We start from the raw sequence: 16,119 nt of genomic DNA on the forward strand, positions 1-16,119 counted from the left end.
CCCGGTACTGCAAAACAACCAACAAATACTGCGATATGCTGATGTAGGATATTTTCTACAAAAAACTTCAATCCAGCTGCCTCACCAACAGCTGAAAGACGGAACGGGATTTTTGCTCTGCAATAATTTCATGCGCAGCAGAATACTCCTCCACCAGTGGAATGGTATAGTTTCGTAGGGTAATCAGCTGCAAATCCTCCTGAAAAGTGATGATAAACTGATCCTCCAGGGCTTCCTTCACTTCCTGGATTTTCTCCAGACGGTTATCAAAACATACCGTAAGGCTCAAAGCCGTATTTTGCAGCATATTAAGCTTAATATTGAACCGATTCAACAGGTGGAATATAAGCGACAGGTTTTCCTCATTCAAAAAGGCCAAATCTCTCACCTTAAAGGTCATCATCACCTGATTATCCTTGAAAATAATATTGGGCAGTGGTGCTGTTTTCAGGCCACGATGAATCCGGGTTCCCTCATCTTCGGGATGCTCAAAGGATTTCACTAATAAGGGAATTTCTTTATCCGCCAATGGTTTTATCGTCTTGGGGTGAATCACCGAAGCCCCATAAAAGGTCATTTCCGCAGCTTCGTAATAGGAAATCTCCTCAAATTTCACCGTATTCGCCACCCGCTTGGGGTCTGCATTAAGGATTCCCGGCACATCTTTCCAAATCGTCGCCGATTCCGCATCCAGGGCATTGGCAAATATGGCGGCACTAAAATCCGATCCCTCTCTTGCCAAGGTGGTCGTTTCTCCGCTAATGGTGGATCCTATAAAGCCCTGCGTCAGGACCATCCCTTCTTCCAAAAGCATAGGAACATCCATTTTAATTCTTTGAGTGGTCATATCCCAGGAAATCCATGCCTCGCGAAAACGCTCATCCGTCTTAATTACCGAGCGTGCATCCAACCATTTACACGCAATTCCCCGGGTATTGATATAGTGAGCAATAATCGTGGAACTTAAAATTTCCCCAAAAGACACCACCGCATCATACATGGCATTAAAGTCTTCCCATGCTGTCTGTAAAATTTCCTCCAATTGGAAGTAAAGGGTGTCCACCACCGCAAAAACCTCATGTTCCGGATCCGCGAAAAGATTCGCCATCATCTCATCATGAAACATTTTTCGCTTTTCCCACTCGGTTTTCCAATCCCCATTTTCCCAGGCAGCAGCCTGCACCACCTCCAAAGCATTAGTGGTTTTTCCCATAGCCGAAACCACCACCAAAAGAGGCTCCTGATGGTAAATTTCAATGATATCAACCATATTCCGGACAGCTTTGGCATCCTTAATGGAAGCCCCTCCAAATTTGAAAACTTTCATGGCTAGACTTTTATAATAATTTTTAATATGTTCAAGGGAGTTTTTGCAGGTTAAAGACCACCTTAGGTGTACATACTTTAATGCAAAAAATTTGTTATATTATTAATACATCAATGCGTATAACGTCGCAAATTTAACAAGCTAAATCGAACGTCAAATATAAACTATCAGGAAATCAGGATTCAACACCTTTGCATTGTAATCAACCCCAAACGTAAATAATAACCATTCATCATTTAAAGCTAAACCAAATGGCATTTAAAAAACTAAACCTGCAAATAGGTGTTCCCCTCGATCGGTTTATTAAGAAAAAACAAGATGATTTCCCCTACGCTACCGGGGAACTCTCCCAATTGCTCCGTGACATTGCCCTGGCCGGAAAAATCGTGAATATGGCGATCGGCAAGTCCGGCTTACTGGGCATTGAAGGGGCCATGGGCAAAGAAAATGTGCAGGGAGAAGAGCAGCAGAAACTGGACATCATTGCCAATCAACGCTTTATTCGCGCACTCAAACATGGCGGTGAGGTTTCGGCCATCATCTCAGAAGAAGAAGCCGGTGTGATTGAGTTCAATAATCCGGACGGAAAATATGTAGTGGCCATTGACCCGCTGGATGGCTCCTCCAATATTGATGTCAATGTTTCTATCGGAACTATTTTCTCCATTTATCGCCGAATCTCCCCCCAGGGATCGGAGATTACCATGGATGATGTGCTGCAAAAAGGAGATAATCAGGTGGCGGCCGGCTATTTATTGTATGGCTCTTCCTCCATGCTGGTGTTTACCACAGGCGCAGGCGTATTCGGCTTTACTTATGAACCTTCTTTAGGGGAATATTTCCTATCCCACAATAACATTGAGACGCCTGAGGACGGCAGCTATTTTTCTGTAAATGAAGGCTCCTTCTTCAGCTTCGAGGAGGGCGTTCAGGAATACATCAATGAATGCAAGCATTCCGGTGTTTCGGCCAGATATATTGGCTCCTTAGTGGCCGATTTCCATCGAAATCTGCTGAAAGGAGGCATTTATATGTATCCGGCTACCTCCAAATATCCCAATGGAAAACTTCGCCTATGCTATGAGTGCAATGCTTTGGCATTCCTGATAGAACAGGCCGGAGGAAAAGCTACAGACGGTCATCAGCGAATTTTAGAAATTCAACCTACAGATCTGCACCAAAGGACGCCTTTGTTTATTGGCTCTCCCGTAATGGTTGAAACTGCCACGGAAAAACTCACCAAAATGGCTGACTAAAATACTCTACAAAAAAGCAAAAGCATCCATATTTGTGGGTGCTTTCGTTTTTCCTGCAACAAGGTAGAAAAACCTTTTTCCTAAATTTCTATCCTAAAACGAAAAACACCATGAGTCATCATCACGGCCATCACCACCATCATCATGCTTTGAACGGAAAAAATCTTTTCCTCACCATTCTGTTGAATATTGGGATCACCGTGGTGCAAATTGTGGTGGCCGTACTTACCGGAAGTCTTGCCCTGCTCACCGATGCGGCGCATAACTTCAGTGATGCCATGTCCATCGTGATCAGCTGGCTGGCCAACCTTTTCAGCAAGAAACAACCGGATCAGCATGCAACTTATGGTTATTACCGGGTAGAAATTTTATCGGCACTGGTAAATGGGATTAGCCTGCTCATTATCGCAGGCGTACTGCTGTATGAAAGTTTAACCACCCTGATCAGCGGCAAAGAAAGCATAGCAGATCCGGAATGGATATTAGCTGCCGCAGCTTTTAGTGTGGTGGCCAATGGGCTGAGTCTGCTTTTATTGCATCATGATGCCAAAGGAAGTTTAAACATAAAGTCAGCTTATTTGCATTTACTGACTGACTTGATGACCTCCATTGCAGTCATCATTGGTGCAGGAGCCATGTGGGCATTTCAGTGGTACTGGGTAGATGCATTAATTGCCACCGCCATTTCCTTTTATCTGCTTTATTCCTGTTACCCTCTACTCAAAAAATGTTACCAGATAATCATGCAGATGAGTCCGCAAAAGGTGGAGCCTTCCTATATCAATGAACTGGCCCGGACGGTAAAAGGGGTAATTAGCCTGCATGATGTACATATGTGGCAATTGAACGAAAATCAGAACATGATGGAAGCACATGTGGTGCTGGATAACAATTATGATCTTGTTACCACGAATGAGATTATTGACAAGCTCAAAAAAACCCTGGACAAAGAATTCAATCTGGCACACATTACCCTCCAACCTGAAGCGAAAGAATGCCCCGCAGGAAAATGCGCCATGCATCCTGAAGGGCATCATCACCATTCGAAGTAAAATCTTTAAGTAGAAAAGGGCGAAATCCGGTAGCCCACTATCAGTAGCTTGGTAATAATGAACCAGAAAAAACCGTACAAAGTGGTATGAGACGAGACCTTTATCCCTCCGGCCAATAATTGCATGGAAACCTCCCCCATTTCAGCGATATACTCCATCGCCTGATACAAACCAATGATTTGCCCCAACAAGCCGATCATTAAAGCTAAAAGCCCTAAATCATTGGTGATCGTTAAATAATATTGCGCACGTTTCGGGTCCGTTCTTTTCCCTAAAGCAATGCCAAAAAACACCAGCATTGCCAAAGCTGCTATTGTCACCATACTCATGAAGAGCCATCCCCCTTCATAAAAGAATTGCATAAACCATTTCATAATGTTTTCTTTTTGTGGTTATTGATTACCCTTCGAAGGTGACAAATTCCGCAAGGAAAAATATCAAAGGTCGGTAAAGCACGAGTATTAGTAGATCAATAAAGGCTTTCTACTTTAAATTAAACTTAAACCAATCACTTTTAAAATAAAAAGTCATTCGTCGACAAAAACCGTTCATTCAACGGTTTTTGGTGATTAATCGCAAAATTTTACCGAAATTTTAAAGGTGAAGTTATTAAGCAAGATATATCGCCCCTCCATTTGGGAGTTTGCCTATTGGTTTTTTGCACTGATCTTTATTGCCATTTTCCTTGGCCATTTTCACCATGAATACCAAAACACCTTCCTTTTCAGCCTAATGCTGATGCCGGTAATGGTGAGCTTCTCCTATTTTCTGGCCAATTTTCTGATCCGAGAACTTTGGCAAAAAGGACTCAGGCGTAAATTTTGGTTATACCTCTTTTATGGTCTGGTCACCGCCACCTGGTTCCAGCTAATGGCCATTATGGTGTTTTTCATTTCACTGGCAGAATTACAATACAAAAATATGAACCCCATGATGGATGACCTTTCCCTGCTATGGGTCATCCAGATCATGATTGCCACCGTTTTCACCGTCATTATCCAATTAAAAAGAGAAAACCAACAACAGAAAGCAATCCAGCGGCTGGAATCAGATGCTTTTGAAATGAAAATGCGGCTGAAAGAACTGGAATTGAACGCCCTCAAAGAGCAAATTCACCCTCATTTCCTTTTTAACACCCTCAATAACCTGTATGGCCTGGCGCTGGAGAAATCCGAAAAATTACCCGAAGCCCTGCTTCGCCTGAGCCAGTTGCTGGATTTCCTAGTTTATCAATCGCAAAAAGAGTATATCCCTCTCGGCACAGAGTTGCAGCTTATTCAGGATTATATCGCTCTGGAAACATTACGTTTTGAAGAAAGGCTGGAGTCCCGTATTGAAATTTCCACCGAAGAAAGTCAATTTCGGATCAGTCCGTTTCTACTTTTCCCCTTAGTGGAGAATGCTTTCAAACACGGCCTGAAACCGGCCTCCGGCTCCACATTCCTTTCCGTAAAAGCGTGGATGGAAAAGGACTCATTCCAGTTCGAAGTCATCAACAGTCTGCCCGCCAAACCGCTGAAAACGAAAAATGGCGGACTGGGATTAATCAATTTAAAGCAGCGTTTGGAGCTTCATTATCCCAAAAACTATCAATTAAGCTATCGAAAAACAGCGGAACAATTTGAAGTAAGCTTGTCCATAAAAATCAAAGAAAATGAACAACAACCAGTATAAATGCCTGATTGTGGATGATGAACCCATTGCCCGAAGGATCATCAAAAATTATCTTGGAAAACAAGCGGACTTTACCATTCAGGGAGAAGCCGGCAGTGCCATGGAAGCTTTTAAAGTGCTGGCCAAAGCACCCGTGGATTTACTTTTTCTGGACATTCAGATGCCGGAAGTGAACGGGCTGGATTTTTTACGCACCCTGGCCAATCCACCGAAAGTCATTCTGGTTACGGCCTTTCGGGAATACGCTTTTGAAGGATTTGAATTAGATGTGGTGGATTATTTACTAAAACCCGTGCCGGAAAGCCGTTTTCTTCTGGCTCTGGATAAATTCCGTAAAATGAAACCGCTTCAAGCTTCCCAATTACAAGACTTTAAACAACATTACCTTTTTATCCGTGCTGACCGGAAGCACCATAAAATTGATTTTCAGGATATTCAATATCTGGAGAGTCAGGGAGATTATGTGGAGATTTTCGGGTCAGCACAGCATTGGAGAACGAAAGCCACGCTTGGAACATTGGCAGAACAATTACCGCCTCATTTTTTAAAGATCCACCGTTCTTTTATTGTCAATATGGAACAGCTGACCGCTTTCAACCGGGAACTGGTGGAAGTGGGCGGTAAGACCCTTCCGGTAAGTAAGCGATTCCGAGAGGAAGTTATTACTTTTTTTGAAGGGCAAAATTCTTAAGCAAAACATCTTTTTTGAAGGAAATCATCCTTTCAAACCATAAAAATAAAGAGGCTGTCTCCTAATTCGAGATAGCCTCTTTTCACTGAAACAACCCTTAGCCCATGATGAAATCCTACATTATGGTTAAGGCTAGCATTATTCCGATCAAGCGCTCCCTAATTGAGGCTTCCGACTTGCCTGAAAAAACACAGCGAATAACAGAGAAAGCACAAAAAAGAAAAGCCCTAATAAAGTAGGATGAGAAGAAACCCGAAGGCCAGCAGCCAAAGTCTGCATGGCCACAGCCCCATGCGCCTCAATAAAAGTCATCGCCTGATAAAGTCCAATCACCTGCCCCAGCAAACCTACCGCTAAAGTAAATCTGCCGGTTTCCCGCATGAGTTTTTCAAAATACCGGGCTTTTTCCTCATTAGCCCGATTAATCAATAACAATATAAAAAAAGCGATTACCGCTAAACCACTCATCAAGACCAAGCTCATAAACTCCCAGCCTCCCATGATAAAAAATCGAACAAACCAATTCATAATTTTAAAAATATTTAGTGAACGGTTCAAAGATTAGGAAAACAACGGATGATAATATTATACATCGATAAACAAATCATTTTCATGGATCAATCATCCTTTTTCAGCTTTTAGCAAATTCATAAGCCATCAAAAAAAGGAAAACCTCCGGCTCTCCTTTTTGCGTCTCTTTAACTTCTCGGATGAAACTCTGTAATGATCTGCTTCAGATAAGTCTGATCCAGATGCGTATAAATCTCGGTGGTGGTAACAGATTCATGGCCCAGCATTTCCTGTACGGCAATTAAATCCGCACCACCTTCAATCAGGTGCGTCGCAAAGCTGTGTCGGAAAGTGTGTGGACTCACCGCCTTTTGCATACCCACCGCTACTGCCAATCTTTTGATAATGGTAAAAATCATTACCCGTGTCAGCTTAGCTCCTCTGCGGTTTAAGAAGACATACTCTTCATTTCCCTGCTTAACTTTAATAGACGGCCTTACTTCCTCTAAATAAAAATCAATATGCTTCAGCGCCGGCTTTCCTATCGGAACCAGGCGATCCTTATTCCCTTTACCATGAATGCGCAGGAAGCCAATGTCCCGATGAATATCGTTCATCTTCAGATTTATCAATTCACTCACCCGCAATCCCGAACTGTAGAGAGTCTCCAAAATAGCCAAATTCCGCGGACCTTCAGCTGTGCTCAAATCAATCGCATCCAATAGCTGATTGATTTCATGAATATTCAACACTTCGGGAGGGTTTCGCTTCAGCTTGATACTGTCAATTCTGGCCGAAGGGTCAATCTCGATCTCGTTTTCAAATCGCAGGTAGCGATAAAAAGCCTTGATACCGGATAGCATCCGCGCTTGCGTATAAGTGGCCATGCCCAGCTCTCCCAGATATTCCAAAAAATCGTGCAATTGAATTTCGGTAAGCTCCGCCGGATTTTCCTTCCAGCCCTTCATTTTGGCAAATTGCTCCAATTTATACATGTCACGGAGGTAAGCCTCCACCGTATTTTCGGACATCCGACGGTCCAATCGAAGGTAATTCTTAAATGCGTCGATATAATATTGCCAATTCATAATGCAAAAATAGTAAAACCATCAAAAATCACTGTCTTTTGGGCAATTTATGGGGCTTGATTATCTTTAGGTTTAAAAAATAAATTCAATCACCCTATGAAAATCCTTATACTCAACGGTCCAAACCTGAATTTACTCGGCGTACGCGAAAAAAGTATTTACGGCTCACAAAGCTTCGAAGACTATTTTAAGCAATTAAAAGCAGAATTTGAAGCAATTGAACTGGAATACTATCAATCCAACCACGAAGGTGCCCTGATTGACAAAATCCACGAAGTCGGATTTTCCTATGATGGAATCGTATTCAATGCCGGAGCATACACCCATACTTCTGTCGCCTTGGCGGACGCCATTTCAGCGGTGAATACCCCGGTAATCGAAGTCCATTTGTCTAATGTGCACAAACGAGAAGCTTTCCGTCATAAAAGTTTCATTTCTCCGGTATGCAAAGGCGTGATTGCCGGCTTCGGCATGGACAGCTACCGTTTGGGTATTCAACATTTTATTCAGACAAAATAAGCGCCAGTTTAAAAGCGCCCTATCCGACTTCATATCCCAATTATTGGAGTTGATTTGGGATGATTTCGCAGCAATAGCATTGCTATTGGCACAAAATAATCCGGCCATCCTTGAAATTTTCGAGCCGAATTTTGAATTTTTAACCACGCCCTAGGCATGATATCATTTTACCCCGGCCCCAGCGCCGTCTATCCGGAAATTCCGCTTTACGTTCAGCAAGCTTATGATGAAGGCATCCTGAGCATGAATCACCGCAGTCCGGAGTTTATTGCCATCAGCAAAGAACTTCAAAAAGTGATAAAGGAAAAGCTGGAAATTCCACAAGACTATATGGTGATGTACTGTTCCTCCGCCACAGAATGCTGGGAGAACATTGCGCAATCTTTTCGATCAAAAAAGAGCCTGCACTTTTACAATGGGGCCTTTGGGGAAAAATGGGCCAACTATCAAAAATTATTGCTGGGGAATGAAAATGTCATAGAAGCACCCTTTGGTATTGAAGAGGCTCCGGCTTTAGAAAAATTTACAAATGCGCAGGCCGATTTACTTTGCCTGACTCAATGCGAAACGAGTAATGCCACTCAGCTTCCTGAAGGAACACTGGAACAAGCGCGCTCCCTATACCCTGAAGCTTTGGTCACTATTGATGCGACCAGCGCCCTGGCGGGTGTCCAACTCCCTATAGCCTTGGGCGACATTTGGTATGCTTCGGTACAAAAGTGCTTTGGGCTACCGGCCGGCATGGCGGTGATAATTTTATCTCCTAAAGCACAACAATTGGCGCTGGCGAATTTCGAAGCCGCGCATTACAATCACTTGGGAAGTATGATCCGCCAAATGGAGGCATTTCAAACCCCTTATACGCCCAATGTCCTCAACATTTATCTTTTGTTAAGGACTCTGCAGGCTGCTCCACCCATTGGAATCACCAGTCAAAGAATCAGGGCGCAATGGCAAAACTGGAAGACCTTTCTGGCCCAAAAAGGATTGAAGCTCTTAATTAAAAATGAGGCGGTACAATCCGAAACGGTGCTCGCTATTCAGGCAAGCCCCCAAAAAGTGACTGAAATAAAACAAAAAGCGAAGGCGCAGGGAATACTGCTGGGCAATGGCTATGGAAAATGGAAAGATGATTGCTTCCGAATTGCCAATTTCCCTGCCATTCCGCCTGAGCATATTCAGAAATTAATCACCTTCCTGGAGCAGCTATAAATCCAGAAAATCAAAATAATTATCCGGATGCACCACCTCAAAATAAGCTTCCGGATAAGCTTTTGCCCATTGCGGAGGCGTTTTAAATTTCTTGGGAGACCATTTGAAATCATAACCGAAAAGCTTCCCTTCTCTTTCCTCTACCCAATCAATCTCCTGCTGATCATAGGTCTTCCAAAAATGATTATTCGAGCGCATTTTTTTATACTCCTGCACCTTCAAGCGCTCTGCAATCATATAGTTTTCCCATAATTGCCCAGCATCATTTCGGGCTTCCAGCGCATTGAAATTTGAAATCACCGCATTCAGAATGCCGTTATCCAAAAAATACCAACGAGCGCTTTTGGTGATCTCCTTCTTCAAATTCCGGCTAAAGCCCTCCACCTTATGCAGGATAAAAACCTGAGCCAGCAGCTCCAGATAACGCTCCACGGTGTTTTTACTGATCCCCAACTGCTTCCCTAATTCATGATAAGATACCTGCTCTCCAATCTGAAAAGCGATTAAGCGCAGCAGATTAAAGATTTTACCGGCGTTTTTAATATTTTCATAAACCAGAATATCATTGAGCAAATAAGCGCTTAACCGCTCATTTAAATATTCCTGCTTTTCCGCATCAGTTTTCATTCTGACTAATTCCGGATAATTCCCATACACGAGGCGTTCACGCAATTTGTCCGGTGTTTCCAAAGGGTGCTCCACCTGCTGATATTCCTTTTCCGACAGAGGGTACAGCATAAATGAAAACTCCCGACCGGTTAACGGCTCTCCTGTTGGCGGGTTGATATCCAGAACTGAAGAAGCCGAAATAAGAATGCGAATATCCGCTATCTCCTCCAACATTAGTTTCAGCTTTAAACCGATCTCCGGAATTTTCTGAGCCTCATCAATTACCAAAAGCTTATTACGCCCCAAAACCTTTCTGTAATGCGCCGCTGACTGCTTAGCTAACAGATCATGAGTGTGTATATCCTCTCCATTCAGATAGAGATATGGGCTTTTTAGCTCCCGAATCAGCTCTTTTACCAACACCGTCTTCCCTACTCTCCGGGCCCCACAAACCACTAACACTTTACCAGGCAACAACTTACGCTTTGCCACCTCCCTCAATTCTCGATGAATAAAACTCATTAAAACAGTCATTAATTTGACTAAATTTAATAAAATTAAGAAATTTATTGAACTAAAAACACCTTAATTAGGTAAATATAAAATCATAAAATCCAAATTATCGTATAGCGAAGGTTAAGGCCTAACTCAAATTATGTACCTATTAATGCGGGAATTCCACTGAAATAGACGCGCATTTCCATATAAAGTCAGATTGGCAATTGAGCACATAATATCCAATAATCAATCATTCTCTTTTTTCTTGACAAAAAATCAAGGCGGTGATCAATTCCGGCAAACTACCGGAATCCAGCAAGGCACTGAAGACTGGAGCGAAAAGCAGAAAGTATGGTGGAAAGCCAGCTATAATGAATCTCTTCGCCCCCCACGACCACACACCCTTTTGCCAATTGATCTGGGGCGGATTGTTGATGTGGAAGATTTCGCGTTATAAAGTCAATACTGTAATAGATTGTAGCCTTACAAATCCAAGGCACTCAAAACAAATTGAACCTCATTTGGGACTGGATCTTTACTGCAATTTATAGTATCATGAAAAAGTCGCGCCCTCAACACTTACTATTGCCTTGTTTTGAGTGACATCCTGATTTTAAAACAAGCCAAAATTGGGTAAAATCCCTCTCTACTCATTCATCTACCGCCCCTAAAAAATGCTAAAAACAGGGCACTAGCCCTTCATCCCCTACCTTTTAGCTAAATCAGGGTAAACAAGCACAATTCCAGTGAATCCACCTTGCTAAAAAAGCATAATGAATGATTGAAAACAGCTTAATTTGGTCAGTTTACTGTCTTAAATTAAATAAAATCAAACATTATAACAGCCGTAACACCAAATCAAATTCAAAACACAAAATTCACGAGCAGGGATAAGAGAATTATCAAAAAAAAAAGATATTTGCAGCTCGAAAACACGCAGACTAAACCACTGAAAAAATTAAGTAGTCATGACCCTATCCTTTAAAGACATCCTATCGGTAACACTCATTTTATTCTCTATCATTGACATCATCGGATCCGTCCCGATCGTCATAGACCTGCGAAGAAAAATGGGCCATATTCAATCTGAGAAAGCTACGCTGGTGGCTGGAGGAATTATGATTCTGTTTCTGTTTTTCGGAGAGGCCCTTTTAGGATTATTTGGAGTTGATGTAGCGTCCTTTGCCGTGGCAGGAGCCATTATTTTACTATTAATGGGAATGGAAATGATCTTGGGTATTGAACTTTTCAAGTCAGAACCAACGGAATCCAACACCTCGGCCATTATTCCAATTGCATTCCCATTATTAGCGGGTGCCGGAACAATGACGACTATTATTTCACTGAAATCAACCTATGAAACGGCCAATATTTTGGTAGGCATTATTGTCAACCTCATCATTGTCTATATCGTCCTAAAATCCTGTGGATGGATACAGAAAAAAATTGGCCCGGGTGGATTATCCATTTTAAGAAAGGTATTTGGAATTATTTTGCTGGCCATTGCCATCAAGCTATTTAAAGAAAATTTAGGACTATGAGTCAAATAACAGTATATACCGACGGCGCATCAAGGGGAAATCCGGGGCCGGGAGGTTACGGAGTAGTTTTAATGTTTGGCCCACACCGAAAGGAGTTGAGTCAGGGATACAGCAAGACGACCAACAACCGCATGGAGCTACTGGCGGTTATCACCGCTTTGGAATCCATGAAAAGAAACGACCTGCCGATTCTGATTCACTCGGATTCCAAATACGTAATTGACTCCATAGAAAAAGGCTGGCTTTGGGGCTGGGTCAAAAAAGGCTTTAAAGGGAAAAAGAATGCCGACCTTTGGCAACGCTTTATTCCTGCATATAATAAGCAGCAGAATGTTAAATTCAAATGGGTAAAAGGGCATGCCGGAATACCTGAAAACGAAAGATGTGATGAGCTCGCCACTTTAGCGGCAGACAATGGTCCTCACCTGACCGATCATGGCTTCGAAGCCGAGGCTAATTCCCTATTTTAAATACCGCTAACTTCATGGCATTTCATTTCAAACAATTTTCAATTGAGCAGGAACGCTGTGGCATGAAAGTCACCACGGACGCCTGTATTCTGGGCGCATTTGCTTACGCCGATCGCCCCCTGAAGATATTGGACATCGGCGCCGGGACCGGCGTACTCAGTTTAATGCAGGCGCAAAAATACCCAAAGGCAAAAATCACGGCAGTTGAAGTAGATGAAAATGCCTTTTCGCAAGCCAAAGAAAACTTCCAGAATTCGCCTTTTAGTGATCGACTCACCATCACCAGAGACACCATCCAGCACTTTGCGGAAACTTCGGATACAAAATTCGACCTTATCATCGTAAATCCGCCTTTTTTTCCGGATCACCTAAAAAGTGCTGACGAAGCCAGAAGGAAGGCTTTCCATAATGATTTATTACCTTTTCATGAACTGGCCCAGGCCATCAGCAGGCTACTCTCCCCTGACGGACTTTGCCACATCCTTCTACCGGCACTTCAATGTGACTGGATTGAGCTGGATATGATCGTAGAAAAACTCTATATCCAAAACAGCTTGGTCATCTACCCCAAACCTTATGCGACAAACCCAAGGCAAATCAATACTTTTGGAAAAAAGGCGGCGAACAACTACAAAAAAGACCGACTATATATAAAAAACGAAACGGATAATTACAGTGAGGAAATGGCCAGCCTACTCCTCCCCTATTATAGAAATATTTAAACAAAATATACCTGACTTCAAGAAACCAAAAACCAGAAATGAATTTAAGTTTCCAAAAAAGTCGTTAGAATTCTATTTTTTTGTATATTAAGCAGTCATAAAACTCAATTGAATTAGAATTCGCAAGGACTCATCCAGGAAACGATATCTGTAGGGTTTCTAACAAAGGAAGTACGGTTTTAGTACTTTACCAAGAAACCACCGTAGACCAACCCTAATCACAGGATGACGCTCCTTTGCATATTAGAACTATCATATGTTAATGGATAAGCAGGCGGCCAATAAGAAAAAAATTCAGGATACGGCTAAGCATTTATTTTTAACCCAAGGCTACACCAAGGTCACCATGGATGACATTGCGCTGAACCTGGGAATGAGTAAAAAAACGCTTTACAAGCACTTTAAAGGTAAATATGAATTGCTTGCAGTAATCATTGAGGATTTTAAATCTCGAATGGGAGATGGCGTCAACAAAATCCTTAATAATGCAGATTTGGAATATCCGGTAAAGCTGAAGCAAATGTTGAAATTCATTGCTGTAGAGCTAAGTGATATCAGCCCAATACTGATTGAAGACCTTCAGCGAAATGTTCCGGATTTGTGGGAAGAAATCAACAATTATAAAAAAGAAGCTGCTTTTAATCGCTTTAGTCGATTAATTGATGAGGGAGTTAAGAATGGACATGTGAGCCCAAACATCAATCAGCCTTTGGTTGTAGCACTTTACGCCTCCGGCATTAGTAACTTAATTAATGCGGACTTTTACAGCAGCATGCCGGAAGAAATGGTGCAGCAAATCCCTTCCTCTCCTTCGGAGATATTTGACCATATGATCAACATTATTTACGAGGGCATTCTTACGGAAGAGACCAAAAAATCATTTCATGTTGTTTAGAAATACCCTAGCGAACAAATAAAAAAGGCCTGGACAACTCCAGGCCTTTTTCATTATTTAGACAACCATTTAGTCTTATTTTTCTGATGACTCTTACTCATCCCTTCCTTAGCCGTTAAAGAAAAAGCATGTGAGTTTTTAGCCCTGGGCGTCACCTGAATATTTTTTATCAAACCATCACGAGCAATTAAAACATCAGTTGGCTTCCCCACTTGAAGTCGCCCTTCCGCTTTGGCAAAATCCCGATAATTCACCCGAACGCCATCAATAGCCAAAATCTCATCATGAACATTCAAACCATCGATCCAGGCGGCCTGATCTCTCAAAACAATACGCACCTTCGCCTTTCCCGCTTCCTCCTTCATAATAAGCCCTAATGAAGGCTGATTATTTTCTTTTGCTGCGCCATCGCTTAAGCTCAAGCCCATGGCTTCAAAGTATGGGGCATAATCAATGTTGGTGGTACCATGGATGATTTCAGCAAAAAACTGATCTAAGTTGGTCTTGGCATATTTCTCCAATACTTTCTGGACATCCGCCTCCGTATAACCTTTTCCATCTTTCTGATACGCCTTCCAAAGGGCTTTCATAGCGTCATCCAAATGGTATTTGCCTTTGGAGCCCGCCACTACCTTCATATCTAATAAAGCCGCCACCAATACTCCCTTGGAATAATAAGAAATCTGAGCATTATACGAGTTTTCATTGGTTCTGTACCCCTTTATCCAGGCATCAAAAGAAGCATCCGCTACGGGTTGAATTTTAGACCCGGGCTGATTTTCCACCCGAGACATCATGGACGTCAATGATTTCAAATACTCTTTTTCAGAATAAATGCCGGCACGCAACAGCAACAACTCATCATAATAAGAAGTGAAGCCCTCTGCCACCCACAACAAAGAAGTGTAATTCTCCTGCTGATAATCAAACGGACCAAGTGCCTCCGGACGAATACGCTTCACATTCCAAAGGTGAAAATACTCATGTGCCACCAGAGAAAGGAATCTTTTATAGCCTCGTTCATTGCCATATTGCCAACGTTCTGCCTGCAAAGTGGTGGATTTTTTATGCTCCAGACCTCCACCCGGATTTTCAATATTATGGACAATAAACAAATACTCCTCATTCGGATTATCTCCAAAAACCGCAGTGGCTGCTTCCACCACTTTTTTCATATCTTCTTTCAGCCGTGGAATATCATAATTAGACTGCCCGAACATTGCTACTCGGTGAGGAACACCTGCTGCCACAAACTCAAACTCCACCTGATTTCCAATTTCAATCGGGCTATCCGCCAACTCATCGTAGTCTTCGGCAGCATACTCAAAGCCCTGTCCTTGTTGTTTTAAGGCAGTAGACACCTTCGACCATCCATTTGCTGGCTCAATTTTCAGTTTTATCGGCAGGTCCTTTTCTCCCTCCACATACATAAAAATGGAGGTTCCATTGATATAACCATGATCCGCATCCAGGAAAGATGTTCTCACTGACAGCTCATAGGCATAAACTTTATAGGAAAAAAACAATTCCTTAATGCCTTTGGTCTCAATTTGCCAGGAGGATTTATCTCGTTTGGAAAAAGAAAGCGGCTTTTGATTACCGTCAAAAGCCTGTTCTCCCTCCACATGACCCGCAAATTCACGCACCAGATAACTACCGGGAGCCCAAACCGGCAATTGCAATACCGTTTGGTCCTGATCTATTCCGGTCACTTTTACCTCAACTTCAAAATAGTGTGTTTGAGGCTGGGACATTTTCAATTCATAAGTAATAGAAGAAGCCGCCATGGAGAACAAGGGCATCAACATACATATCCCCAGCAAAAAAAGGGATGATTTTACAGATTTAAGCATTTAATAGGTATTTGATCTCCGGAAAAGCCACCTCTTCTCAGATTTGATACTCCACCGGGACTTAGAGGTTAAAAATTAATCTAAAGTCAAAAATGAAGAATTAGATAAGAATTTTCAAGAAAAAAGTGACTGGTGGCGAAAACGATTGAATTTCGTCAAAAATAAAGCACTAATGGCAAAGGGAAAGCGAGGGAGCGTCGCC

General features: G+C 42.4%; 17 protein-coding genes. 11 read left to right on the plus strand and 6 right to left on the minus strand.

Features of this window, described 5'->3' with window-relative positions; all coding sequences use genetic code 11:
- Positions 1-67: 67 nt before the first annotated feature.
- Positions 68-1,327, minus strand: coding sequence for an aspartate kinase (locus AAA970_RS10990; protein WP_338237144.1), 1,260 nt, complete (start codon positions 1,325-1,327; stop codon positions 68-70).
- 251 nt (positions 1,328-1,578) lie between these two features.
- Here AAA970_RS10990 and fbp point away from each other — a divergent pair, with 251 nt between their 5' ends.
- Together fbp and AAA970_RS11000 are read left to right on the plus strand one after the other, a co-directional pair.
- Positions 1,579-2,583 carry a class 1 fructose-bisphosphatase gene (gene fbp, locus AAA970_RS10995; RefSeq protein WP_053405651.1) on the plus strand — a complete coding sequence of 335 codons (1,005 nt, stop codon included), beginning with the start codon at positions 1,579-1,581 and terminating at the stop codon, positions 2,581-2,583.
- A 110-nt stretch (positions 2,584-2,693) separates the two neighbouring features.
- Positions 2,694-3,635 carry a cation diffusion facilitator family transporter gene (locus tag AAA970_RS11000; protein ID WP_338237145.1) on the plus strand — a complete coding sequence of 314 codons (942 nt, stop codon included), beginning with the start codon at positions 2,694-2,696 and terminating at the stop codon, positions 3,633-3,635.
- 5 nt (positions 3,636-3,640) lie between these two features.
- On the opposite strand, the gene AAA970_RS11005 is transcribed toward AAA970_RS11000, so the two are convergent.
- Positions 3,641-4,009, minus strand: a complete 369-nt coding sequence (locus tag AAA970_RS11005) for a MotA/TolQ/ExbB proton channel family protein (RefSeq protein WP_338237146.1) — start codon at positions 4,007-4,009, stop codon at positions 3,641-3,643.
- Positions 4,010-4,235: 226 nt separating this feature from the next.
- On the opposite strand from AAA970_RS11005, the gene AAA970_RS11010 reads away from it, so the two are divergent.
- Entirely contained in the window at positions 4,236-5,309 is a 1,074-nt protein-coding gene (locus AAA970_RS11010; protein ID WP_338237147.1) for a sensor histidine kinase, read from the plus strand.
- Entirely contained in the window at positions 5,290-6,000 is a 711-nt protein-coding gene (locus AAA970_RS11015) for a LytR/AlgR family response regulator transcription factor (protein ID WP_338237148.1), read from the plus strand. The genes AAA970_RS11010 and AAA970_RS11015 overlap by 20 nt, the downstream gene beginning before the upstream one ends.
- A gap of 147 nt (positions 6,001-6,147) precedes the next feature.
- Here the strand turns inward: AAA970_RS11015 and AAA970_RS11020 are convergent, their stop codons facing one another.
- Together AAA970_RS11020 and xerD are read right to left on the minus strand one after the other, a co-directional pair.
- Positions 6,148-6,528 (minus strand): MotA/TolQ/ExbB proton channel family protein, encoded by a 381-nt coding sequence (locus tag AAA970_RS11020; protein ID WP_338237149.1) that lies wholly within the window; start codon positions 6,526-6,528, stop codon positions 6,148-6,150.
- A 170-nt stretch (positions 6,529-6,698) separates the two neighbouring features.
- Positions 6,699-7,598 carry a site-specific tyrosine recombinase XerD gene (xerD, locus tag AAA970_RS11025; RefSeq protein ID WP_053405657.1) on the minus strand — a complete coding sequence of 300 codons (900 nt, stop codon included), beginning with the start codon at positions 7,596-7,598 and terminating at the stop codon, positions 6,699-6,701.
- Positions 7,599-7,694: 96 nt separating this feature from the next.
- On the opposite strand from xerD, the gene aroQ reads away from it, so the two are divergent.
- Both aroQ and AAA970_RS11035 read left to right on the plus strand, forming a co-directional pair.
- A complete protein-coding gene (aroQ, locus tag AAA970_RS11030) occupies positions 7,695-8,117 on the plus strand; it encodes a type II 3-dehydroquinate dehydratase (protein ID WP_338237150.1) in 423 nt (140 codons plus the stop codon).
- A gap of 156 nt (positions 8,118-8,273) precedes the next feature.
- Positions 8,274-9,329, plus strand: a complete 1,056-nt coding sequence (locus AAA970_RS11035; protein ID WP_338237151.1) for an aminotransferase class V-fold PLP-dependent enzyme — start codon at positions 8,274-8,276, stop codon at positions 9,327-9,329.
- On the opposite strand, the gene AAA970_RS11040 is transcribed toward AAA970_RS11035, so the two are convergent.
- Entirely contained in the window at positions 9,324-10,460 is a 1,137-nt protein-coding gene (locus AAA970_RS11040) for an ATP-binding protein (RefSeq protein WP_338237152.1), read from the minus strand. The genes AAA970_RS11035 and AAA970_RS11040 overlap by 6 nt on opposite strands.
- 241 nt (positions 10,461-10,701) lie before the next feature.
- Between AAA970_RS11040 and AAA970_RS11045 the strand changes: the two genes are divergently transcribed.
- The 5 genes from AAA970_RS11045 to AAA970_RS11065 all read left to right on the plus strand — a co-directional run bounded on the left by AAA970_RS11045 (position 10,702) and on the right by AAA970_RS11065 (position 14,064).
- Positions 10,702-10,893: a hypothetical protein gene (locus tag AAA970_RS11045; RefSeq protein ID WP_338237153.1), complete on the plus strand. Its 192-nt coding sequence runs from the start codon at positions 10,702-10,704 to the stop codon at positions 10,891-10,893.
- A gap of 511 nt (positions 10,894-11,404) precedes the next feature.
- On the plus strand, positions 11,405-11,977 hold the full coding sequence (locus AAA970_RS11050) for a MarC family protein (RefSeq protein ID WP_060686925.1): 573 nt from the start codon (positions 11,405-11,407) through the stop codon (positions 11,975-11,977).
- The gene (gene rnhA, locus AAA970_RS11055) at positions 11,974-12,447 is read left to right on the plus strand and encodes a ribonuclease HI (RefSeq protein ID WP_053405662.1); all 474 of its coding nucleotides are present in this window, start codon (positions 11,974-11,976) and stop codon (positions 12,445-12,447) included. The genes AAA970_RS11050 and rnhA overlap by 4 nt, the downstream gene beginning before the upstream one ends.
- A 14-nt stretch (positions 12,448-12,461) precedes the next feature.
- A complete protein-coding gene (locus AAA970_RS11060; protein ID WP_338237154.1) occupies positions 12,462-13,169 on the plus strand; it encodes a tRNA1(Val) (adenine(37)-N6)-methyltransferase in 708 nt (235 codons plus the stop codon).
- Positions 13,170-13,431: 262 nt separating this feature from the next.
- A complete protein-coding gene (locus AAA970_RS11065; RefSeq protein ID WP_338237155.1) occupies positions 13,432-14,064 on the plus strand; it encodes a TetR/AcrR family transcriptional regulator in 633 nt (210 codons plus the stop codon).
- Between the two features lie 53 nt (positions 14,065-14,117).
- Here AAA970_RS11065 and AAA970_RS11070 read toward each other — a convergent pair whose 3' ends face one another.
- Positions 14,118-15,917, minus strand: a complete 1,800-nt coding sequence (locus AAA970_RS11070; protein WP_338237156.1) for a M61 family metallopeptidase — start codon at positions 15,915-15,917, stop codon at positions 14,118-14,120.
- Positions 15,918-16,119: the final 202 nt, after the last annotated feature.

It is taken from the genome of Persicobacter diffluens, assembly GCF_036244895.1.
Lineage (GTDB): Bacteria > Bacteroidota > Bacteroidia > Cytophagales > Cyclobacteriaceae > Persicobacter > Persicobacter diffluens.